Below are 22,045 nucleotides of genomic sequence, written 5' to 3'. Positions count from 1 at the left end.
ATTGAAAAGTCGCAAGGAGACTCACTCCCTGCGACTTTTTCATTTCTTATTATTTGGCTTCAAATCCTTCTGCTACTGCATCCGCAAAGTTTTCTTCTACAATGCTTGCACAGTGATCACAGATGGTTGCATGGTAGTGGCGTTCAGCCGTTGTTGGGTCGATACGACGGCAACGGTCACAAACTTCACCAGCAGCCCGTTCAACTGTGAAAGCTACATCTTCAAAGGCCACTGCAGCTTCTGGAGCTGGTCCTTCTGCGATGGTCAATTCAGAGACAATCAAGAGTTGTGCTACATTGCTATCAACAGCTCCAAGAAGGGTTTTCACCACTTCGTTTGGATAAACTGTCAAGTGAGCTTCAAGAGATTTACCGATCACTTTTTCATTACGCGCTTCTTCCAAGGCTTTTTGAGCTTGACCACGGAAGTCCATGAAGGCTGACCAAGTATCCAAGATTTCCTCTTGGTTGGCAAAAGTCTGAGCTTCTGGTAATTCTGACAATTGAACGAATTCTTCTGCTTCAAACTCGAGATAAGACCAGATTTCTTCGGCTGTGTGAGGAAGGATTGGTGTCAAGAGTTTGGTGATTTTCACCAAAATATCATAGAAGACTGTTTGCATTTGACGGCGTTCTAGTGACTTAGCTCCTTCGATGTAAACAACATCTTTGGCAAAGTCAAGGTAGAAGGCAGACAAATCAACGTTGATAAAGTTCACTAGGGCTTTATAGATTGTCAAGAATTCAAAGTCTGCATAAGCATCACGAATGGTCTTAACAAGTTGGTTAAAGCGGATGGTCATATACTTGTCAACGGGACGAAGTTCTTCGTAAGCGACTGCATCCTCAGCTGGGTTAAAGTCAGATGTGTTGGCAATCAAGAAACGAAGCGTGTTACGGATCTTGCGGTAAGTTTCAGAAACTTGGCTCAAGATATCCATAGAGATACGCACGTCGTTGCTTGAGTCTACACTGGTAACCCAGAGACGCAAGATTTCTGCACCAAATTGTTTTTCAACATCGCTTGGAGCAATGGTGTTTCCAAGAGATTTAGACATCTTCTCACCTTTACCATCCAAAGCAAAACCTTGTGACAAGATTTGTTTGTATGGTGCGACACCATGGTTGGCTACAGATGTGATGAGTGATGAGTTGAACCAACCACGGTATTGGTCTGAACCTTCTAAATAGAGGTCAGCTGGGTATTTGAGTTCTGGACGGTTGACCACAACTCCATTCCAAGACGAACCTGAGTCGAACCATACATCCATGATGTCTGTTTCTTTCTTGAACTCACCATTTGGTGAACCTGGATGGGTAAATCCTTCTGGCAAGAGGTCATTGGCATCCCGTTCCCACCAGATGATGGAACCATGTTCTTCAAAGAGTTGAGCCACATGCTCGATGGTTTCAGCTGTCATGATTGGTGTGCCATCTTCAGCGTAGAAGATTGGGAGTGGGACACCCCAAGCACGTTGACGAGAGATAACCCAATCGCCACGGTCACGGATCATGTTGTACAGACGGACTTTACCCCACTCTGAGTGGAACTTGACTTTTTCAATTTCGTCCAAGATTTCTTGACGGAATTTAGATACTGAAGCAAACCATTGTGGCACAGCACGCCAGATGATTGGTTTTTTCGTACGCCAGTCAAATGGGTAGGAGTGAGAGATTTCTTCTTGAGCAAGGAGCAAGCTACCAAGTTTTTCAATAACTGTTGGAACAACCTTGTCATAGAATTGACCTTCGAATTCCTCACCCGCGTTGGCCATCATGATACCGCGTTCATTGACAGTTACAGCAACTTCGAGACCATTGGCAACACCGACATTGTAGTCATCCTCACCAAAACCAGGGGCTGTATGGACGATACCTGTACCGGAGTCTGTTGTAACGTGATCACCCAGGATAACAAGTTCATCTACTGCAGTATCCCATGGGTGCTCTGTCACGATGTGGTTCAATTCTTGACCACGGTAAGTTGCCAACACTTGAACATCCACCCAGCCAAATTTTTCAGACAGGCTATTTAACAATTCTGAAGCGACCACAAACTTACGAGCTTCGCCAGCTGGTTGCACCAAGACATAATCAATATCAGCACCAACAGTCAACCCGCGAGAAGCTGTGATGGTAAATGGAGTTGTTGTCCAAACAACGATGTAAGTATCTGTATCAAGGACACCTTTACCATCTTTGACCTTGTTGGCATAGTAAAGAGATGTTGAAACCAAATCATGGTATTCAATTTCCGCTTCAGCAAGAGCTGACTCAGAAGACCAAGACCAGTAAACTGGCTTCGCTCCACGGTAGATATAGCCTTTGTTAGCCATTTCACCAAAGACACGGATTTGCGCTGCTTCATAGTCAGGCGTCAAAGTTACATAAGGATTTTCCCAGTCACCTGAAACACCCAAACGTTTGAAGTCTTCACGTTGTTTATCTACTTGAGAAAGAGCGTAGTCGCGGCAAAGTTTCAAGTACTCAACCAAGTCCATTTCTTTGCGTTTGACACCTTGTTTGGCCAAGACTTGCTCGATTGGCAAACCGTGAGTATCCCAACCTGGGATATACGGTGCATAAAAACCTGACATAGACTTAGAACGAACAATGATATCTTTTGAGATCTTGTTCATAGCGTGTCCTACGTGGATATTTCCGTTGGCATACGGAGGGCCATCATGCAAGGTGAAATGTGGTTTTCCTTGGTTCAATTCTTGACGGCGTTGATAAAGCTTTGCTTCTTCCCATTCTTTTTGCCAAACTGGCTCTTTTGTAGGCAGACCAGCCCGCATCGGGAACTCTGTCTTCCCTAAATTCAGTGTTTCTTTGAGTTTCATGGTGTCTCCTCTAAAAAAATAATTCTACAAAATAAAAGACCACGACCTCGCCAAAAAGGACGACAAGTCGTGGTACCACCTTCATTCAAGAAAGAGAGTACTCTCTTTCTCCTCTTTTGTCGCTAACGCTGACCAGCGTTAGTGGTTACTCATTTCACCACTAAAATTTGTAAAAGGATCAACCTTAACAAAGGAAGTGCAAGTCTTCCACCATCACCTGCTCGCTAAAACTATTTGATAAGGTCACTGTTTTTACAGATTATAAGATTGAAACAGATTCACGTTGTCCTTCTTCTGGAGCATCGATATCATCAACTTCAGGAGTTTCTAAGACAACATCAATAGAATCTTGATCTTCATGATTTTTTTCTGCTTCTTCCAATGCTTCTTTCACTTTTTCATTCAATCCTTCAAAAGCTTGAGTCGCAGACAATTCACGGTTTACAGCTTCAATATGTTTTTGCAATTCTTCAATTTCTGCGCGTGAGAATTGACGAGTCAAATCAATTGCTTCATCATCGTAGTTATGATGAACTGTTTCTTCCAAAGCTTTTTCGACTACTTCACGGAAAGCTTCATCACTTGTTTGAATATACATAGCAGTTGGGCGAAGAATTTCATCCCATTCTGGTGTATCAATGATGCTCAATTGGCTTTCGATAGTTGATTTCAAGCGTTGGTGGAAGACACGCGTCTTATTCTTCAATTCTTCCGTTTCTACAGCAACTTTTTTGGCATTGTCTGTAGCATGACGAAGAATTTCATTTGCTTTTGCTTTTGCTTCTTCAACTAAATGGTGAGCATCTTGCTCCGCTTGACGAACGATTGTTTCTGAGCGTTCATTTGCCGCATGTTTCACACGTTCTGCTGTATCTTGAGCGATCAATACTGATTGACTCAAAGAGTCTTTCATTTCGTCAAAGTAGTTCAAGCGCTCTTCCAACGCACTAATTTTTGTTTCCAATTCATGATTTTCACGAACTAATTTTTCATAGTCTCGGTAGACCATGTCTTGAAACTCTTCAACTTCTTTAGCATCGTAGCCTCTAAATTTTACATAAAAGCGTTTATCTTTGATTTCTAAAGCTGTAAGTGCCATAGTTCCTCCTTATTTTCTACTGGAAAATACTTCAACCGTTAATTTGTATTTTCCACTTTTTGATAGGCCATTTTCTGATAGTATTTTAAATCGGCCATACTTTCGAACACTAATTAAATCTGCTACTTGGATCATCCGGCTAGGATTATCAATAGTGGCATAGTTTACCTTTACCTGTCCAGACTGAACCAATTGAACAGCTACAGACCGAGCAAGTTTAAATGTAGAAGCTACTAGTTTATCAAGTCGAACACTAGTAACCAATAGATCTTTGAGTTTGGACGGTTCGTCTACGGTGATAGGTTCTCGACAGTCAATCTCACGAATCTTCACAGATGCCTTTGCGATCTTCTTAAGATTCTCTTTAAAATAGGAGGAGAAACGTTCATCCACATAGATATGAATCTTCCCTTGTCCAACTAGAATATCACCAAAAGACTTTCTTTCTATGCCTAATTGATGGAGAAGCGAACCCAAAACTTGAGAGTGACTTAACCGATAAAACTTATCCGGATAAAGAACTTCTAACAGGCTTATTTCAAAATCAGATGCCTCTAACTGATAGTAGCTAGGAGCCAGAATCACTCGTGCATATTCTGTAGGATAGATTTCTGCACTTGAAAACACCTGCAAACCATGGTGGGCACCAATTTGTCGTAAAATATCAACCTGATGTGGATTTAAAAAGGAAGTCAGTTCAAAACTATACTGTTGCTCCACCCGATCTACTAATTCTAGAACTCGATCGATAAAGACGTGGTCTTCTGGACTATAGTGTTGATAAAATCCCTTGGTCATATAAATTGCACCAAAAATTGAAGGACAAACCGTTCCACTACGGATAGAGCAAGTAAGGCAAACATGACTGTAAAGTCTAACCCACCAAATTGCAAAGGAATCTTTCTAAATAGGCTCAAAAATGGTTCGACGATCCGTTGAACCATTTTAGCTAAAGCCGATTCTGATGCATTTGGAAACCAACTAAGCAAAGCATAGATGATTAGTACTAGCTCAAAAACCTGAAAGAAATTTCTAACTAATTGTAGGACAAACATATTAACGATTTCGTTTCATATCAAAGTCGTACTCAGCAACTTCGACATCATTTGGAAGGCGAATGTCTTCAATATTCACAACGACATTGATTGGTGTTAATAAGTACATAGTACTCGCAACACGACGTAGATTCCCGGCTAATACATAGCGAGCACCATCCAAATAATCCAAACATCTTCTTGCTTGAACTTCAGTCATATATTGGAAGTCAATAAGAATACTTTCGTTTGCCAACAACAAGTCAACAATTTCAGTTGCTTCTTCGTATTTACGAGGATAGCGAACATCAATTGTAATCTTTTCATCTGCAGCAGAACGATTTCTTGCCAACTCTTGTTGACGTTGATGAAGTCGAGTAATATTTTCAGGAGATGATTTTTGAGATGAAGCTGATTCAACCACTGCTGTAGAAGCTACTTGTGGACGACTAGCTGCAACAGGAGTAGGTTTCTGCTCCTTGGCAGCTACCACAGCTTTTTGACGTGGTTTTGATGATGGTTGTACTGGTTTAGGGGATGCTACAGGTTGGCTAGCTCCGACTGCTTGAGCAGGCGCTTCTTGCACATCGTACTCATCTCCATCTTCAGTAAAATAATCAATCAATCGATCAAATCTATCTTTAAATGACATAATTCTTTCCTATTTGAAAAATGAGGTCCCAATTCGCACAAAAGTCGCACCGTTAGCAATCGCCACATCATAATCACGACTCATTCCCATGCTTAACTCTGTAAAGGGCATATTTTTCAACTGTTTCTTTTGTAATTCTTTTTGAAGTTGGTGAGTTGCTGCAAATATGGCTTGCAACTCGTCCTGACTTGCCTCAAAAGGAGCCATCGTCATTAATCCAACAATTTGTAGGTTATCCAAGCCTTCTAGTTTAGGAAGAATCGCATCGAGCTCTTCAGGAGCAAATCCATGCTTGCTTTCCTCTCCAGAAATATTGACTTGTATAAAACATTTAATTGGGTGACTCGCCCTTTTTTGAATTTCTTGGGCAAGCTTCATAGAATCTAAAGCATGGAAGTAATCTACATAATTGATAACTTCTTTTACTTTACGACGTTGGAGACTACCAATCAAATGCCAGGTGAGTCCCTCATCTTTTAGAGCTTGGTATTTTTCTAGAAATTTATCAACACGGTTTTCACCGATATGACGGACTCCTGTATCAACCAGAGCCTTAGCTTGGTCGATACCAACATACTTAGTAACAGCAATTACATTCACCTGATCAGTGCGGTTTGCTGTTTCCATTGCTTGTGCAACCTGCGAGAATATACGCTCTTTATTTTCAATCAGATTCATTTTTAACGATTACGGAAAAATGGTGGTGTTTCCAACTCATCATCTTCTGAAGAAGAATCCACATAGCGTTCAACTTGACGACCAGTGCTAGTATCAGACTGACGTACAATGTTTTCACGACGAATGTCCCAATCTCCAAACGCAGATCCACGAGGTGTTTCTTGTTTGGAACGTGATTGAGGAGTAGGCATTTCGATTTCTTCCTTCAAATCAAATTTGCGATCAAATTGTGGAGTTTGTAGGCGTTGTTCACGTGGGCCAGTTTGATAATAACGAGCTGAACTTGGTGCATGAGATGCAATTCCACTAACTTTTTCTACCTTATCCTGACGAACACCAGTTGCAACAACTGTTACGCGAATCTCATCTTTCATTGATTCATCAATGGATGTACCTAGCCAAATGTTTACGCCATGACCAGCTGCTTGGTTCACAATTTCAGAAGCTTCTTCTGCTTCAATCAAGGTCATATCCAAACCACCAGTAACGTTAACGATCACGTCTTCAGCACCGTCAATGGTTGTTTCAAGGAGTGGTGAGTAGATAGCTTTACGAGCTGCTTCAATGACACGTTCTTCACCATTCCCAACACCAATACCCATCAAGGCATTTCCTTTGTTTTCCATAACAGTCTTCACGTCAGCGAAGTCAAGGTTAATCAATCCTGGGCTTGTGATCAAGTCAGTGATTCCTTGAACCCCTTGGCGAAGGACATTATCTGCTTCACTCAATGCTTCGAGAAGTGGTGTTTTCTTATCTACAATTTCTAACAAGTTGTTGTTAGAAATAATCAACAAAGTATCCACATGTTCGCGAAGTTCATTAATCCCTTCGATTGCAAAGTTTCCGCGTTTTGTTCCTTCAAATCCGAAAGGACGCGTCACAACGGCTACTGTCAAAGCACCAACAGCTTTAGCAATACGAGCGATAACTGGTGCAGCACCTGTACCAGATCCTCCACCCATCCCTGCAGTGATGAAGACCATGTCTGCACCTTGCAAAGCTTCTGTCAATACTTCTTCACTTTCTTCTGCGGCTTTACGACCAACCTCAGGTTGACCTCCAGCACCCAAACCACGAGTCAACTTAGGACCCAATTGGATAACTGTTTCTGCTTTTGCACTTGAAAGTGCTTGTACGTCTGTGTTTGCTGCGATGAATTCTACACCAGCAACTCCTTCGTCAATCATGCGGTTGATGGCATTACCGCCACCACCACCGACACCGATTACTTTAATAACTGCACCTTGTGCCGCTGCTGTGTCAAATGAAAATGTCATAAATACTTACACTCCTTAATCAAACATATTACCGATTAAATTCTTCATTCGGTCTGTAAAGGTAGTTTTTTCTTCTTGTTTTTGTTCTTCAACTGGATGTTGTTGCTCGACGTTAACTACAGGCTCAATTTCTTCCGGTACATATGCTGGAACAACTGGTTGCTGTACTGGTCGTTCAAACTGAACTGGTTGCTGACGAAGACGTTGGTCTCCATGTACAGCAGCCTGAGCAAGAATATCTACATCTGTGAGATTTCCAGCATATTCAGACAAGCTAATCACGTGGGCAAAAGCTGGATTGCGGATTCCAATTTGATTTGGAACGTACAATTTCACATTTACACCAAAGACTTCTTGCGCCAATTCTTCAATACCAGGGAGAATAGCACCACCACCGATGATGACAATTCCTCCAGGCAAATCAAGCAAATGTCTTCTTTCAAGATCTTGTTTGATTTGGTCGAAGATGTGTTTGATCCGAGCTGAAATAATCTCTGCCAAATATTTTTCAGATACTTGGACAGGTTCTACTTCACCAATCACCTCAACGTGGAAGACTTCATCACCAACTGATGGAACATAAGCTTCTCCATAGTTGAACTTCAAGCCTTCTGCTAATTTTTGAGAAGTTTTCAATACTTTAGAAATATCTTTGGTAACGTAATCGCCACCCTCTTGATAGATATTTGTAAATTGAAGTTCTTGATTTCGAACAGAAGCTACTGTCGTTTGTCCTCCACCTAAATCAATGACGGTCGCACCAAACTCACGTTCTCCTTCGTTCAATACAGACTTAATCATTGCAAGTGGTGAAATAATGATGTTCTCAACTTGCAAACCAGCACGTTCAACTGTTTTCCGTAAATTATGGAGGACAGTTCTAGGACCAGTATACAAGAGACCACGCATTTCCAAACGGATTCCCATCATTCCACGTGGATCGCGGATTCCTTGGAAACCGTCAACTGTGAACTCTTCTGGAATAAAGGTAATGACTTCACGGTCTGGAGTCATACTCTTTGTCAAAGCAGATCTGACAACATTTTCAACGTCTGCATCCGTAATTTCTTTTGAATCACTGGTTACAGGAATCATTCCTTGAGTTGCTTCAATTTGAAGAAGGTTCGCTGGCAACCCAACGTTCACAAGATTGATTGAAATTCCTGCTTTTTCTTCTGCTTGGCTTACTGCACTTTTAATCGCATTAGAAGCAGCCTCAATATCAACAATAATTCCATCTTTGACGCCAGCACTTTTTGCATTGCTGACTCCAATTACATTCATTTCTCCATTGACATGTTCTGCCACCAATACTTTTATTGAACTAGTACCGATATCTAAACCTGTAAAAAAGCCGTTTCTAGCCATTACACCAGTCCTCTCTCTTTTGTTTTCCTATACGTCAATTAATAGCTCCATTTTAGTTAGAACTATCCAAATTTCATTATAACACAAAAATGCCCATAGTGGGCATATTTTCTTTATTTATTTCAGATAATTTATGAGGGTTTACTCAGCGGGAACTTCTTCGTGTTGCTCGGTTACGACTGCACTCTCATCAGAATCTGTCGAGTTAGCATCAGCTTCTTCTGTTTTGTTCCCTTCCCCTTCTTCTTTTTCTTTCTTTTCCAGAGCTAAAGTGGCCATTGTTTCTGCATTGTAACTATATATACCGGCTTCCATATCAATGACACTGTCATCTTCAATTAGCTTGCGAATTTGATGGTAATATGGCAATTTACGCTTGATTTGAGATACCGGTACTAGGACCTTAGTGCCATCCTTCATGGTCAGTGTCACCAAATCCTTAGTCACCTTGCTCGGTGTCAAGTCCACTGACTCAATTTTATCGCGCACAGAAGATGGTATTTTCCCCAATTGTTTGACGAATTGTCGGACCAATTCTCGATCAGAAAAACGAACGGCTAGGTAAGTCTTAGGAAGCTGATCCGCAGCAACTGGTGTCTCTACCACTTCCCCATTCTCTAATATAGGATAGTGATCTTCCTCCGTCACATAGTAACCAAAGACCTGGTATTCCTCAACCTGAACCTTAAACGTCGTAGGGAAGGCATAAGTCATCGAAATATCTTTGACCCATGGACTTGCCGCCTTCATATTGGCAAGATAGCGATCCCGATTTAAAAAGGTTGTCAAGGTATAATCCCGATCTTGGATGCGGCTTTTTTCAAACAACAAGGTCTGATCCGCATTTTTATTCCCTGAGAATTCGATAATTTTTTGCTTAGCTAAGGGTGTTAAAAGGTAGGCAGAAAAGACTGCAATCAAGGTACTGATCACCAAAACAGGAATAGCTCGATAGATGTGACGTCTCGCAATCTGACCTTCCTTTTTAGCCTTCTTCGCTAGTTCCTCATCTTCGAACCTATCTTCTGAAGGCTCTGTTAGGTAGATGATTTTTTCTTCTTCATCCTCTTCATCTGTTTCGTCAGGAAGTGTTTCTTGCACTTCCTCCTCAGCTAGATCAGCTACATTCTCATCTTCCTCTACTTCTGCAGACTCGCCATCTTGCCCATCTGCTTCTGGATCTTCAGAGGGAGTTTTTTGATTCAGAAGTTCCTGTCTTTCCTTCTCTTCTTGTGCCTTCTTTTCTTTTTCTTCTTGCTCTTCTAATTGTTTCTTTTTTTGATACTCCTGGTTTCGTCTCTGCCATTCAGAGAGCTTTGTGACTTCTTTAGGAGTATTTTGGTTCTTCTTATCCGTCATTTTTTCCTTTTATTAATTTCTTGATGAACTAGACTGTAAAATTCATCCAAGGAAAGCAATTCATTCGAAGCCTTCATCGCTTGATGGTAGCTTTCTGCCCCTTGGAACATTTTATCCATCGTTTCTTGCAACCGATCCATGCTCAATTCTGGCTCGGCGATGGTTTCTGCATAGCCTTTTTCCACAAAATATTGAGCATTTTCAATCTGATCTCCCCGACTAGCTTCTTTCCCTAGGGGAACGATGATATGGAGCTTATTCATGGCCAAGAGTTCAAAAATCGTATTGGCACCACCACGAGTCACTACTAGGTCTGCCTTTTGGAGCAAAGGAAGATAGTGATCCGTCACGTAATCCACGCGATAAAGATGAGGTGCTTGTTCATTCAAAGAGGAGTCCCCTGTCAAATTAATGACATTGTAGCTTGCCAACAAGGCTTCTCGATATTTTGTGACAAACTCATTGAACACTCGCGCGCCAGCAGAGCCACCCACAAAGAGGAGGGTTGGCAACTGTGGATCAAATTGAGCAAATACTGCTTCCAATTCTTGTGGGATTGGAAGTTGTTCCTGACGAACCTTGGTCACAGCTCCCACATGTTGGGCTTTCACTAGGCTTTTCGGCTGCTCAAAGGTTGTGAACATTTTTGTCGCAAACTTATAGGCAATTTTATTGGCCAAGCCCATGGAACGGTCGGATTCATGGACCAATACAGGAACAAAACAGAGTCGTGCAGCCACTACCGGAGGAACAGAAACGAAGCCTCCTTTAGAAAACAAAACCTGTGGCCGTACACGAAGCATGATCCAAATTGATTGGAGAATTCCCCAGAAGACCTTGAAGATATCCAACATATTTTGCCAAGAGAAATAACGGCGCAACTTGCCCGTCGCAATCGAATGGAAATGGATGTCCAAACCAGACTTCAAAATCTCTTGGTGTTCAATCCCTTTCTTGTCTCCAATATAATGAACTTCCCAACCATCCTCGATGAAGCGAGGGATGAGGAGAAGGTTCAAGGTCACATGCCCAACTGTACCTCCCCCTGTAAATACTATTTTTTTCATATTAATTTTTCAACTCTTCTACTGTTTTAAGGAACTCATCGCCCCGTACTTCAAAATTCGCGTACATGTCCCAACTGGCATTGGCTGGACTAAGCAAGACGATATCGCCCGGCTCAGCTAATTCAAAGGCTTTGCGCGTTGCGTCTGCCACATCCGTCGCATCTAGATAGGACACACCCGCTTGATCCGCTGCTCGTTTCACCCGTTCAGCAGACTCTCCAAGGATGATCATTTTTTTAAGACCAGTAATATCTGGCACCAATTCGTCAAACTCATTGCCTCGGTCCAAGCCACCAGCAATCAAAATGACATGAGCGTTATCAAAGCCAGACAAGGCTTTTTGGGTTGCTAAGATGTTGGTAGACTTGCTATCATTGTAGAATTTCACCCCTTCAATCTCAGCTACATACTGCAAGCGGTGCTTCACCCCGCCAAAGGCTGATAAGGTTTCTTGGATAGTTTGATTGTCAATGCCACGAAGTTTGGCAACTGCAATAGTAGCTAAAGCATTTTCTACATTGTGGCTACCTGGTACTCCGATTTGGTCTGCTCGCATAACGGCTTCACCTTGGAAGTAAAGGACACCATCCTCTAAATATGCTCCGTCTACCTTTTCTTGGGTTGAAAATGGCACCACAGTAGCCTCTGTTTGCTGAGCCAAGTCTTTGGCTAGATCTTGGTTAAAGTTTAGTACCACAAAATCCTTGGCAGTCATATTCTTTTGAATCGCCCATTTTGCAGCTACATAGCCTTCGAAAGATCCATGGTAATCCAAGTGGGTCGGCATCAAATTGGTAATGACTGCGATTTCTGGATGAAAAGCTTCAATCCCCATCAATTGGAAAGAAGATAATTCCATTACCAATGTGTCTTTAGCTGTCGCTGTTTGAGCGACTTGACTAGCTGGAAAACCAATATTTCCAGACAAGAGACCGTTTTGTCCAGCAGCCGTTAATACTTCTCCAATCATGGTAGTGGTGGTTGTTTTTCCGTTTGAACCAGTGATTCCGATGATGGGTGCTTCTGAAATGAGGTAGGCCAATTCAACTTCGGTCAAAACAGGGATGCCTTTTTCAAGGGCCCGTTCAACCATAGGATTCGTGTAAGGAATTCCAGGGTTCTTCACCATCACTGCAAAGTCTTCATCCAAGAGTTCCAAAGGATGTCCTCCTGTTACGACTTTGATTCCTTCTTCCAGCAAGCTTTGGGCTGCAGGATTTTCTTCAAAGGCTTTGCCATCATTCACCGTTACGATAGCTCCTAGGCGATCGAGTAGTCGTGCTGCAGATTCTCCAGACTTAGCCAATCCTAAAACAAGGACTTTTTTATTTTTAAATGTTTCAATGACGTTCATAGCATTTTTCTCTCCAATTTGTTCACCTTCTATTTTACCCTTTTTTAGACAAATTAAAAAGTCTAAAGACAGCAAAAATGACCTCTTCAGCATCTTTCATAAAAAAAGAGTCGCCATGATTTTATATCACAACAACTCTATTTTATGGAGACAAGCTCTCCTGTTTATTCTGATTTATCCAAGCGTTTAGAAGACTTGGTCGGCAATCGCGAAATATCAACGAGGGCCAGGTAGCCTACAAAAGCAAGGAAGGCGCCCACAAAAAATTCTGAAGGCAATTGGAAAATTTGGAAAATCGCTAAGCAAAGGAGGATGACCAAAGAGACCAACAATACGACTAGGGTAACTACATTCAGAGTTCCTCTGATGCTCTTTGGAGCTGCAAAAAGGTAAAAAAGGAGGATCAAAATACCTATAATTAAATAAACCATTTTGTCACTCCTTTCTTATTTCTTATTCAGCTGCAGCTGATTTTTTCTTTTTGTTTGCTTTTTCGCGCTCTGCCTTATTCAAGATTTGTTTACGTAGACGGATTGATTCAGGTGTTACTTCCATGTACTCATCGTCGTTCAAGAACTCGAGTGATTCTTCAAGCGTCAAGATACGAGGAGTCTTGATAACCGCTGTTTGGTCCTTAGTAGCGGAACGAACGTTAGTCATTTGTTTAGCCTTGGTGATGTTAACAGTCAAGTCGTTCTCACGAGAGTTTTCACCAATGATCATGCCTTCGTAAACCTCAGTACCTGGGTTAACAAAGATAGTTCCACGTTCTTCGATAGACATGATAGAGTAGGTTGTTGCCTTACCAGTATCGATAGAAACAAGGGCACCACGGTGACGTCCACCAATTTCTCCTGGAATCAATGGCAAGTATTGGTCGAAGGTATGGTTCATGATCCCGTAACCACGTGTCATTGACAAGAACTCAGTTGAGTATCCAATCAAACCACGCGCAGGAACAAGGAAGACCAAACGAGTTTGACCGTTACCTGTTGCAATCATATCCAACATTTCACCCTTACGCTCAGAAAGGCTTTGGATAACAGATCCTTGGTATTCTTCTGGAGTATCGATTTGCACGCGCTCAAATGGCTCGCACTTCACACCGTCAATTTCTTTAACGATAACTTCTGGACGAGATACTTGAAGCTCATATCCTTCACGGCGCATCGTTTCAATAAGAATTGACAAGTGCAATTCCCCACGTCCTGAAACTGTCCATTTATCTGGTGAGTCCGTTGGATCTACACGAAGAGAAACGTCTGTTTGCAATTCTGCTTGCAAGCGCTCTTCAACCTTACGAGAAGTCACCCATTTCCCTTCACGACCAGCAAATGGTGAGTTGTTGACCAAGAAGGTCATTTGAAGAGTAGGTTCGTCGATGTGAAGAACTGGAAGAGCTTCAACTGCATCTGTTGGAGTGATGGTTTCCCCAACGAAGATGTCTTCCATACCTGATACGGCAATCAAGTCACCAGCCTTAGCTTCTTGGATTTCACGACGTTCCAAACCAAAGAAACCAAAGAGTTTTGTCACACGGAAGTTCTTGGTTGTACCATCCAATTTAGAAAGAGTAACTTGGTCTCCGACCTTAACAGTACCACGGAAGACACGTCCGATACCGATACGACCAACGAAATCATTGTAGTCCAAGAGTGACACTTGGAATTGAAGGGGCTCATCTGAGTTATCGATTGGAGCTGGAATGTGGTCAATAATGGTATCAAAGATTGGCGCCATGGTCTTTTCTTGGTCAGCTGGATCATCTGACAATGAAGATGTTCCGTTGATTGCTGAAGCATAGACTACTGGGAAGTCAAGCTGATCATCATCTGCACCAAGCTCGATGAAGAGTTCCAAAACTTCGTCTACTACTTCTGCTGGACGAGCAGATGGCTTATCGATTTTGTTGACTACAACAATTGGCACAAGGTCTTGTTCTAAGGCTTTTTTCAATACGAAACGAGTCTGTGGCATGGTTCCTTCGTAGGCATCTACGACCAAAACAACACCGTCAACCATTTTCATGATACGCTCAACTTCTCCACCGAAGTCCGCGTGTCCTGGTGTGTCCATGATGTTGATACGAGTCCCGTTGTAGGCAACTGCGGTATTTTTCGCAAGGATAGTGATTCCACGCTCTTTTTCGATATCGTTTGAGTCCATAGCACGCTCTGCCAACTCTGTACGTGCGTCAAGAGTTTCAGATTGTTTCAATAATTCATCAACGAGGGTTGTTTTCCCGTGGTCGACGTGGGCGATAATCGCGATATTACGGATATCTTCTCTTAATTTTGTCATGATTTCCTCTGTTATATTCAAAAATTTATTTTCTAACTGAACGATTATACCACAATTTTAAGCAAATAGCATAACTCAGATAAGTGTAAATGTTTTCATGCTTTCTTTCGAAAACCTTCTTTCCCATTCCCACTCCTAACCACTCTATTCATGAAAATCTTTCACCTCTTTATCCCTTTTCTTCATCCTTTTTCCGAATACTTGTGATTCTCTCCATTTCATGCTATCCTGTCTTTTATGAGATTAGATCAATTACTGGCCCACTACCAAATTCCCCGCAAGGAAATCAAACAGAGCCTGGCTAAAAGGCAGATCCTGGTCGACGGACTTGCTGCAACAAAATTATCCCAAAATGTCGATACAGGTCTCCAAGAAGTTCGCTGGAAGGATCAGGTCCTTACCGACTGTTCCCATCATTATTTTCTTCTCCATAAACCCCAAGGGCTAGTAACGGCTACCAAGGATGCCCAGCATCCTACAGTGCTGGACCTCCTTCGAGCAGAAGACCGAACACCCAATACCTATCCTATCGGCCGGCTAGATCGGGATACTACCGGTCTGCTCTTACTCACAGACAATGGACCTCTAGGTTTCCAACTCCTTCATCCCCGATACCATATCGAAAAAGAATACGCGGTAACAGTCAACGGACCTCTTGAATCCGCTCATATTGATCGTTTTCAAGAAGGAATCACTTTCTTAGATGGGACTAAGTGTAAGACAGCCAAACTCGAAATCCTTGCCTCTAGTCCCAAAGAAAGCCAAGCACTGGTCACCCTATCTGAAGGGAAATTCCATCAGGTGAAAAAGATGTTTTTAGCCATTGGGGTTAAAGTCACTGCCTTAAAACGCGTTCGCTTTGGACCTTTTACCTTAGAAGATGGACTGAAAGAAGGCCAGTATCGTCCTCTCACATCACACGAATGTGAAGCAATTCGCTCTTTTCTAGAAGAAACCCGCTAAAAAACTCCAGAAGCTTATACTTCTGGAGTTTTGATCTTAGTTCGTTTTTACTTTTCCATCCCATGAATCCAAACCGTAAGACAAGATATAAATATCCTTATAACCCTGTTTTTTCAAGAAGAGGGCCGCATTGGTCACACGGGAACCACGACTGTTCTCATAGAGCAAGACAGGTTTATCTTTTCGAAGAGCACCCAGGCTCACTTTCAATTGGTTGGATGGAATGTTCCGAGCCCCTAAAATATGCTTGGCGTGGAATTCATTCGGATCACGCAAGTCCACTAATTGACCTTTGCGGATCAATTCTTCAAACTCTACATTGTCCACAATTTTTGCAGCACGACGGATACGGAAGTAATTGTAACCCATCCAGCCGAACATTGCTAAAACAATCAACCATACTAAAATATTTACTAAACTCACTTTTCTTTATCCTCTTCTAAATAACGTAATTCCTGTGCGTGTTCTCTGCGTAAGACAGCTTCTGCTTCTAGATAATCTAGCTTTTCCATCAGCCCAGCGTCATAGATCCTTTTCAATTCAATCTTCATCAATTCGATGTCGTAAAGCCGTTTTCCGACATAAATGATGATTCCAAATTTTTTCAGAAATTGTTGAACATCGTACAGGGTTTTCATGTGCTTATTCTATCAAATCTTTCAAGTATTTTCAAGTTAGCTCCTGTTTTATTTACAGGAAAAATCTCCTCCAAACAAAAACGAGCCTCCCAATCAAGGAAGGCTCATTTGTTTATTTTCAGATTACAAACCTGGTGCTTGACCTAATTCAGCGGCAATCATCCAGATATGTTTTTCCAATTCAGCTTTTGCACCGACAAAGATATCGTTGGTCACATCATCTCCTTCAGCGTCTGTGATATCCAAGGCTTTTTGATAAAGACTTACCAAATAGCGGAAGATAGAAAGGACACGTCCCAAATTTTCTTCCATAGAGCGTTCAAATGAACCTTTTTCTTCTTGGATATTGCTGTGTTCCAAGAACTCAACCATGCTAGCATATGGGGCACCACCCAAGGTAATCAAGCGTTCACTCACTTCATCAAGAGTCGCATCCAAGCTTTCCATGTACTCATCCATTTTTGGATGCCATACGAGGAAGCCACGACCACGCATATACCAATGTACTTGGTGCAAGGCAATATGAGCGACATAAAGGTCTGCCACCACTTGATTCAAAACCGCTTTTGTATCGGTTAAACTCTTGCTTACTTCACTGATGGTTGCAAATGTTGCTACGTCTTTTGCTGCTTCTTTTTTAATTGTTGTCATAAATAGATTCTCCTTTTTTAGAATTATTCTAATTTAGTTATATTATAATCCTTCTAATTAAGAAATGCAAGAGAAAATGCTTAAATAAGAAAAGTTAGAAAATTGTTTCATTTCTAATCGTTATTAGTCATCTTTTTTACGAATACTATAAGTATGATCAACTTTTATTTTTTTACAGTCGGTTCCTGTATTGCCTCCTTTTTAGGACTCGTCATCGACCGCTTTCCAGAAAGCTCCATCATTCGTCCAAGAAGCCATTGCGACCATTGCCAACAGACCTTGAGACCTCTGGACCTGATTCCTATCCTCTCACAAGTCCTCTTTCGATTCCGTTGTCGCTACTGCCAGAGTCCGCTTCCTTATTGGTATGCTCTCTTTGAAGCCTGGTCTGGGCTCCTTTTTTTGCTATGCTATCAGGGACTTCTTCCTATTTCTCATCTTTTCGTTCTGCTTGGCAGTTGTGTTTTGACCATCTATGATTTGCGCTCCATGGAGTATCCACTCCTCCTCTGGCTGGTGCTCCACGCTCTTTGCCTGTTTTTCACCAGCCCTACCCTCTTGATGGGAGTCTTTCTCTTCTTAGGAGTCCTGTCAGCTGTTTACTCCATCGGCATTGGAGCAGGGGACTTTCTCTTACTGGCTACTTTCTCTTTGACCCTCTCAGCTGTCCAAGTCCTCCTCGTCATGCAAGGGGCTTCCCTCATTGGTCTCCTGGTCTTCTTCTTAAAAAAAGAAAAAGACCGGATTCCTTTTGTTCCCTGTCTTTTTCTGAGTTATCACGCTTTTCTGTTTTTTACAATTTTTAGCAGATAAGATTTCTTATTTTGTAGCTTTCGCTTCTAGATAATCGGCAATCGCAGCCACGTCCTTATCCCCACGTCCAGAAACATTGATGATGATAATCTTGTCTTTGTCCAATTGTGGAGCACGTTTAACAGCTTCTGCAATCGCATGTGAACTCTCAATAGCTGGGAGGATCCCTTCTGTCTTACTGAGGAGAAGAAGAGCTTGAACCGCTTCATCATCTGTCGCTGCTACATATTCAACACGACCAGAATCTTTAAAGAAGGCATGCTCTGGACCAACCCCTGGGTAGTCCAAACCAGCAGAGATCGAGTACACTGGTGCTACTTTTCCATCTTCACCAAAAACAGCATAGGTCTTCATCCCATCGACAACTCCTACAGTCCCCTTGGTCATGGTCGCTGCGTGCTGTTCTGTGTCCAAGCCATGACCAGCTGCTTCAACACCGACCAATTTGACTTCCTCATCGCCCACATATTGGGAGAAGGCACCAATGGCATTGGATCCACCACCGACACAGGCAATGACATAGTCCGGTAAACGACCTTCTTTTTCCAAGATTTGACGTTTAGATTCTTCACTGATGACTTTTTGGAATTCATGCACAATGGTTGGATAAGGGTGAGGGCCAACAGCAGAACCCAAGACATAAAAAGCATCCAGATCCGCCATCCATGCTCCAAAAGCAGCATCTACGGCATCTTTCAAGGTCTTCGTACCTGTTTCAACGGCATGAACAGTTGCCCCCATCATTTCCATGCGGAAGACATTGAGACGTTGGCGTTCAACGTCTTCTGCCCCCATGTAGACATCACATGCCATGCCGAACTTAGCTGCCGCAGCTGCTGTAGCTACACCATGTTGACCGGCTCCTGTTTCAGCAATCACACGGTTTTTGCCCATGCGCTTAGCCAAGAGAATTTGCCCCAAGACGTTATTCAATTTATGCGAACCTAGGTGATTCAGGTCTTCACGTTTCAAATAAATTTTCGCCCCACCTAAATGCTCTGTCAAACTTTCTGCAAAGTAGAGCGGTGTTTCCCGTCCAGAATAATCTTTCAGATAATGCTTGTATTCTGCGATAAATTCTGGGTCATTTTTGTACTGTTCAAAGGTTGCCTCTAATTGATCGAGCAAGTTTTGAATAGGTTCTGGTACGAAAGACCCACCAAATTGTCCGAAATAGCCTTTTGTTTCTGTCATGATTGTGTCCTCTTTTCTATATCTTCAATTCTGTTTATGATCTTTTTCTCTCTCTGGTCCTTTGAGCTGCAGTCTCACAGGGTCCTTTTGAGATACAAAAAACCTCACACAGAAAAATCTGTGTGAGGACGATTCGATACCGCGGTGCCACCTCTATTGTAGGAAGCTATTTTTTCTCCTACATCTCTGACCTGTCTAACAACAGGGTGCACGATAAGGTGTGCTCACCGAATTTTTATTGTTTCAAATTCATCATCATAAACGCATCAGCCCATTTCAAGATCCACCACTGCTTGTTCACAATGACCACAAGCTCCCTGGAAGTGAGAAAAATCTCTACTTTTCTGATGTCTTGAAGTTATTATAGCTTCCTACCTATCGTTTGTCAACCCAAAATTTGAAATCATCTTCAATCGTTCGGATTTTGTACAAAACTAAGATGGCTTGTCCTTACTCATAGAAGCTTGTAGCCATTTAAAACACAGATAGGCTAGGTAGCCTCCCAGGGTATTGGTCCACAGATCATCTATCTCAAATACCCGATTGAAATCAAACAAGAGGTCTAGGACAATCTGACTGAGCTCGATCCATAAACTCATCCCTAGACTAAAGCAAAGGACGCGTTTCCGACTGCCTAGGCAAGGCCAGAGCCAAAGCAGTTGAAAGACCAAAGGGAATAAGAGAAAGATGTTGGCTATATTTTGTACAAACACCTTGATCAGCTGGACCAGGCTGGTCACTTGAGCTAGGTTGATGAGGGAATTAAAGGGAACCAGCAATACGACTACTCGCCCAAAATGTTGGATGCCAGGTGTTTCCATTCCTGGTTCAGGCCGTTGAGGGAGAAAACACATGAGACAGAGCAAGACAAAATAGAAGAAACTGCCACCTAGTAGCAGTTGTCTTCCTTTATTTGTTAATTGCCCTTGTTCTATCAGCCCGTTGTTACGGTTGAATTTGTTCAACAATGGCTTTCTCCCGGTCTCTCTTCATCGTATTGGAACGCAATTGGCCACAAGCGGCATCGATATCCGTACCATGCTCTTGACGAACCACGCAGTTGACTCCGTTTTTCTTCAAGGTGTCATAAAAGGCCATCACGCGCTCTCTTGGACTCCGGCTATACTGATCATGCTCACTAACTGGGTTGTAAGGAATCAAGTTGACATAAGATAGCTTCTTGATCTTTTTAAGGAGTTCTGCCAATTCCAAGGCTTGTTCGACACCATCATTGACTTCATTGAGCATGATGTACTCGAAGGTCACCCGACGGTTGGTCGTTTCGATATAGTACTCAATAGCCGCAAATAATTTCTCGATTGGGAAAGCGCGGTTGATTTTCATGATGCTGGAACGCAAGTCATTGTTGGGAGCATGAAGTGATACTGCCAAGTTGACCTGAACCCCTTCATTAGCAAAATCACGAATCTTATGAGCCAAGCCAGAAGTTGAAACGGTAATATGGCGGGCACCGATAGCCAGTCCCTTGTCATCATTGACCGTACGGACAAAGCTCAAGACATTCTTGTAGTTATCAAAGGGCTCACCAATTCCCATCACAACGATGTGGCTGACGCGCTCATCTTGACCACGTTCGTCAAAGTACTTTTGAACCAACATAATTTGGGCAACGATTTCCCCACTGTTCAAGTCGCGTTGCTTCTTGATCAAACCAGATGCACAGAAGGTACACCCGATGTTGCAGCCTACCTGAGTGGTGACACAGACTGACAAGCCATAATGTTGGCGCATCAAAACTGTCTCGATCAACATGCCATCTGGCAATTCAAAGAGGTATTTGACAGTCCCATCTGCTGATTCTTGCACGATCCGTTGTTTCAAAGGATTGATCACGAACTGGTCATTCAACGTTTCGATCAAGCCCTTAGATAGGTTGGTCATTTCTTCAAATGACTGGACGCGTTTCCTATAAAGCCATTCCCAGATTTGGGTTGCTCGGAATTTCTTTTCACCATGTTCTTCTGCCCACTCGATCAGTTCTTGTCGAGTCAGACCATAAATTGAAGGTTTCATCTTATCTCTTTTCTCTCTTTACTTTTGACGGATGACAAAGTGGCGTTCTTGCTCACCCTGTGCATCTTTTTTCCTAGACCGCTGACGGTTCTTTTTCTTTGGTTGAGAAGCCTTTTGTTTTTGCTCTTGTTCACGTTCCCGTGGCTGATTTTTGGAACGATTTCGGCGATTTTGACGACCGCCACGCTTAGCAGAACGGTTGCCCTCTTCCTGTTGTTTTGGAGAAGATTTCTTGTCAAAGGATGCTCGACGGGGTTCTGCATTTTCTAGGACAAAATAAGCACAACCATAGCTACAGTATTCTAGTAAATAATCTTCTAGACGACTGATTTTCTCTGCATCTGTAACCGGACGATCGTCCTTATAGAAGCCACGCAGACGCAACTGTTCATTGCTCCAATCACCGACAATATAATCAAACTTGGTTAAAACCTCTGAAAAACGCTGACCAAAGACCGTCGCATCAAAGGCATCATTTTGGTTCTCAACCAGTTCAAATGTCAATTGTTCTGCTAGCACTTGATTGCCAACCAGACGAAATTCCGGTCCAGGATATTTATTGTAATTAAATAATTCAGGGGATATTTCTTTGCGCATAGCTTTCCTTTATTCATACCTTTAGTTGTAACACTTTATTTTATCATAAATCCCTATCTTTAGATAGATTTTCAACGGAAAAGAGATAATCTGTAAAAAGTCTGACGATTTAATTTACCTC

Annotated in this window: 22 protein-coding genes and 2 other annotated features; of the genes, 2 read left to right on the top strand and 20 right to left on the bottom strand. The window is 42.3% G+C overall.

The features are described from left to right. Positions 1 to 49: 49 nt before the first annotated feature. The 13 genes from ileS to typA all read right to left on the bottom strand — a co-directional run bounded on the left by ileS (position 50) and on the right by typA (position 15,034). On the bottom strand, positions 50 to 2,842 hold the full coding sequence (ileS, locus tag RCH62_RS01665) for an isoleucine--tRNA ligase (RefSeq protein ID WP_306474474.1): 2,793 nt from the start codon (positions 2,840 to 2,842) through the stop codon (positions 50 to 52). Positions 2,843 to 2,894: 52 nt separating this feature from the next. Next, positions 2,895 to 3,111 (bottom strand) — a binding site (T-box leader). Continuing rightward, on the bottom strand, positions 3,102 to 3,941 hold the full coding sequence (locus tag RCH62_RS01660) for a DivIVA domain-containing protein (protein WP_306474473.1): 840 nt from the start codon (positions 3,939 to 3,941) through the stop codon (positions 3,102 to 3,104). It overlaps the preceding feature by 10 nt. Positions 3,942 to 3,950: 9 nt before the next feature. Further along, positions 3,951 to 4,739, bottom strand: a complete 789-nt coding sequence (locus RCH62_RS01655; protein ID WP_306474472.1) for an RNA-binding protein — start codon at positions 4,737 to 4,739, stop codon at positions 3,951 to 3,953. Then, positions 4,736 to 4,996, bottom strand: a complete 261-nt coding sequence (locus RCH62_RS01650; protein ID WP_006596781.1) for a YggT family protein — start codon at positions 4,994 to 4,996, stop codon at positions 4,736 to 4,738. Before RCH62_RS01650 ends, RCH62_RS01655 begins: the two co-directional genes overlap by 4 nt. Position 4,997: 1 nt before the next feature. After that, positions 4,998 to 5,627 (bottom strand): cell division protein SepF, encoded by a 630-nt coding sequence (gene sepF / locus RCH62_RS01645; RefSeq protein ID WP_306474471.1) that lies wholly within the window; start codon positions 5,625 to 5,627, stop codon positions 4,998 to 5,000. A gap of 9 nt (positions 5,628 to 5,636) precedes the next feature. Next, complete coding sequence (locus tag RCH62_RS01640; protein ID WP_306474470.1) at positions 5,637 to 6,305, bottom strand: YggS family pyridoxal phosphate-dependent enzyme; 669 nt, start codon at positions 6,303 to 6,305, stop codon at positions 5,637 to 5,639. A 2-nt stretch (positions 6,306 to 6,307) separates the two neighbouring features. Continuing rightward, the gene (gene ftsZ, locus RCH62_RS01635; RefSeq protein ID WP_306474469.1) at positions 6,308 to 7,585 is read right to left on the bottom strand and encodes a cell division protein FtsZ; all 1,278 of its coding nucleotides are present in this window, start codon (positions 7,583 to 7,585) and stop codon (positions 6,308 to 6,310) included. A 15-nt stretch (positions 7,586 to 7,600) separates the two neighbouring features. Next, complete coding sequence (gene ftsA / locus RCH62_RS01630) at positions 7,601 to 8,953, bottom strand: cell division protein FtsA (protein ID WP_048789764.1); 1,353 nt, start codon at positions 8,951 to 8,953, stop codon at positions 7,601 to 7,603. A gap of 141 nt (positions 8,954 to 9,094) precedes the next feature. After that, positions 9,095 to 10,312, bottom strand: coding sequence for a cell division protein FtsQ/DivIB (locus tag RCH62_RS01625; protein WP_306474468.1), 1,218 nt, complete (start codon positions 10,310 to 10,312; stop codon positions 9,095 to 9,097). Continuing rightward, a complete protein-coding gene (locus RCH62_RS01620; protein WP_306474467.1) occupies positions 10,309 to 11,379 on the bottom strand; it encodes a UDP-N-acetylglucosamine--N-acetylmuramyl-(pentapeptide) pyrophosphoryl-undecaprenol N-acetylglucosamine transferase in 1,071 nt (356 codons plus the stop codon). The genes RCH62_RS01625 and RCH62_RS01620 overlap by 4 nt, the downstream gene beginning before the upstream one ends. Position 11,380: 1 nt before the next feature. Next, the gene (murD, locus tag RCH62_RS01615) at positions 11,381 to 12,733 is read right to left on the bottom strand and encodes a UDP-N-acetylmuramoyl-L-alanine--D-glutamate ligase (protein WP_306474466.1); all 1,353 of its coding nucleotides are present in this window, start codon (positions 12,731 to 12,733) and stop codon (positions 11,381 to 11,383) included. Positions 12,734 to 12,897: 164 nt separating this feature from the next. After that, on the bottom strand, positions 12,898 to 13,164 hold the full coding sequence (locus tag RCH62_RS01610) for a DUF3165 family protein (RefSeq protein WP_023026447.1): 267 nt from the start codon (positions 13,162 to 13,164) through the stop codon (positions 12,898 to 12,900). 22 nt (positions 13,165 to 13,186) lie between these two features. Continuing rightward, on the bottom strand, positions 13,187 to 15,034 hold the full coding sequence (gene typA / locus RCH62_RS01605; protein WP_306474465.1) for a translational GTPase TypA: 1,848 nt from the start codon (positions 15,032 to 15,034) through the stop codon (positions 13,187 to 13,189). A gap of 237 nt (positions 15,035 to 15,271) precedes the next feature. Here typA and RCH62_RS01600 point away from each other — a divergent pair, with 237 nt between their 5' ends. Continuing rightward, positions 15,272 to 15,997 (top strand): pseudouridine synthase, encoded by a 726-nt coding sequence (locus tag RCH62_RS01600; protein ID WP_306474464.1) that lies wholly within the window; start codon positions 15,272 to 15,274, stop codon positions 15,995 to 15,997. A 36-nt stretch (positions 15,998 to 16,033) separates the two neighbouring features. On the opposite strand, the gene RCH62_RS01595 is transcribed toward RCH62_RS01600, so the two are convergent. From RCH62_RS01595 to RCH62_RS01585, 3 genes are all read right to left on the bottom strand, one after another. Then, positions 16,034 to 16,378, bottom strand: coding sequence for a rhodanese-like domain-containing protein (locus tag RCH62_RS01595; protein WP_125375085.1), 345 nt, complete (start codon positions 16,376 to 16,378; stop codon positions 16,034 to 16,036). Positions 16,379 to 16,416: 38 nt separating this feature from the next. Continuing rightward, positions 16,417 to 16,635, bottom strand: a complete 219-nt coding sequence (locus tag RCH62_RS01590; protein WP_023022447.1) for a YqgQ family protein — start codon at positions 16,633 to 16,635, stop codon at positions 16,417 to 16,419. Positions 16,636 to 16,758: 123 nt separating this feature from the next. Further along, positions 16,759 to 17,286, bottom strand: coding sequence for a DNA starvation/stationary phase protection protein (locus RCH62_RS01585; RefSeq protein WP_006596795.1), 528 nt, complete (start codon positions 17,284 to 17,286; stop codon positions 16,759 to 16,761). A gap of 153 nt (positions 17,287 to 17,439) precedes the next feature. Between RCH62_RS01585 and RCH62_RS01580 the strand changes: the two genes are divergently transcribed. Then, positions 17,440 to 18,099, top strand: a complete 660-nt coding sequence (locus RCH62_RS01580; protein ID WP_219075045.1) for an A24 family peptidase — start codon at positions 17,440 to 17,442, stop codon at positions 18,097 to 18,099. Between the two features lie 6 nt (positions 18,100 to 18,105). On the opposite strand, the gene trpB is transcribed toward RCH62_RS01580, so the two are convergent. The 4 genes from trpB to RCH62_RS01560 form a co-directional block, all read right to left on the bottom strand. Next, the gene (gene trpB / locus RCH62_RS01575) at positions 18,106 to 19,293 is read right to left on the bottom strand and encodes a tryptophan synthase subunit beta (RefSeq protein ID WP_219075044.1); all 1,188 of its coding nucleotides are present in this window, start codon (positions 19,291 to 19,293) and stop codon (positions 18,106 to 18,108) included. A 121-nt stretch (positions 19,294 to 19,414) separates the two neighbouring features. Beyond that, positions 19,415 to 19,655, bottom strand: a binding site (T-box leader). Between the two features lie 72 nt (positions 19,656 to 19,727). Further along, positions 19,728 to 20,258: a VanZ family protein gene (locus tag RCH62_RS01570; RefSeq protein ID WP_306474463.1), complete on the bottom strand. Its 531-nt coding sequence runs from the start codon at positions 20,256 to 20,258 to the stop codon at positions 19,728 to 19,730. After that, positions 20,239 to 21,327: a 23S rRNA (adenine(2503)-C(2))-methyltransferase RlmN gene (rlmN, locus tag RCH62_RS01565; RefSeq protein ID WP_219075042.1), complete on the bottom strand. Its 1,089-nt coding sequence runs from the start codon at positions 21,325 to 21,327 to the stop codon at positions 20,239 to 20,241. The genes RCH62_RS01570 and rlmN overlap by 20 nt, the downstream gene beginning before the upstream one ends. An 18-nt stretch (positions 21,328 to 21,345) precedes the next feature. Continuing rightward, positions 21,346 to 21,924: a YutD family protein gene (locus RCH62_RS01560; RefSeq protein ID WP_023026442.1), complete on the bottom strand. Its 579-nt coding sequence runs from the start codon at positions 21,922 to 21,924 to the stop codon at positions 21,346 to 21,348. Between the last annotated feature and the right edge of the window lie 121 nt (positions 21,925 to 22,045).

Source organism: Streptococcus sp. (assembly GCF_030825805.1).
Lineage (GTDB): Bacteria > Bacillota > Bacilli > Lactobacillales > Streptococcaceae > Streptococcus.
The sequence above is the reverse complement of the archived record's forward strand: the minus strand, read 5'-3'. Positions and strand labels throughout refer to the sequence as shown.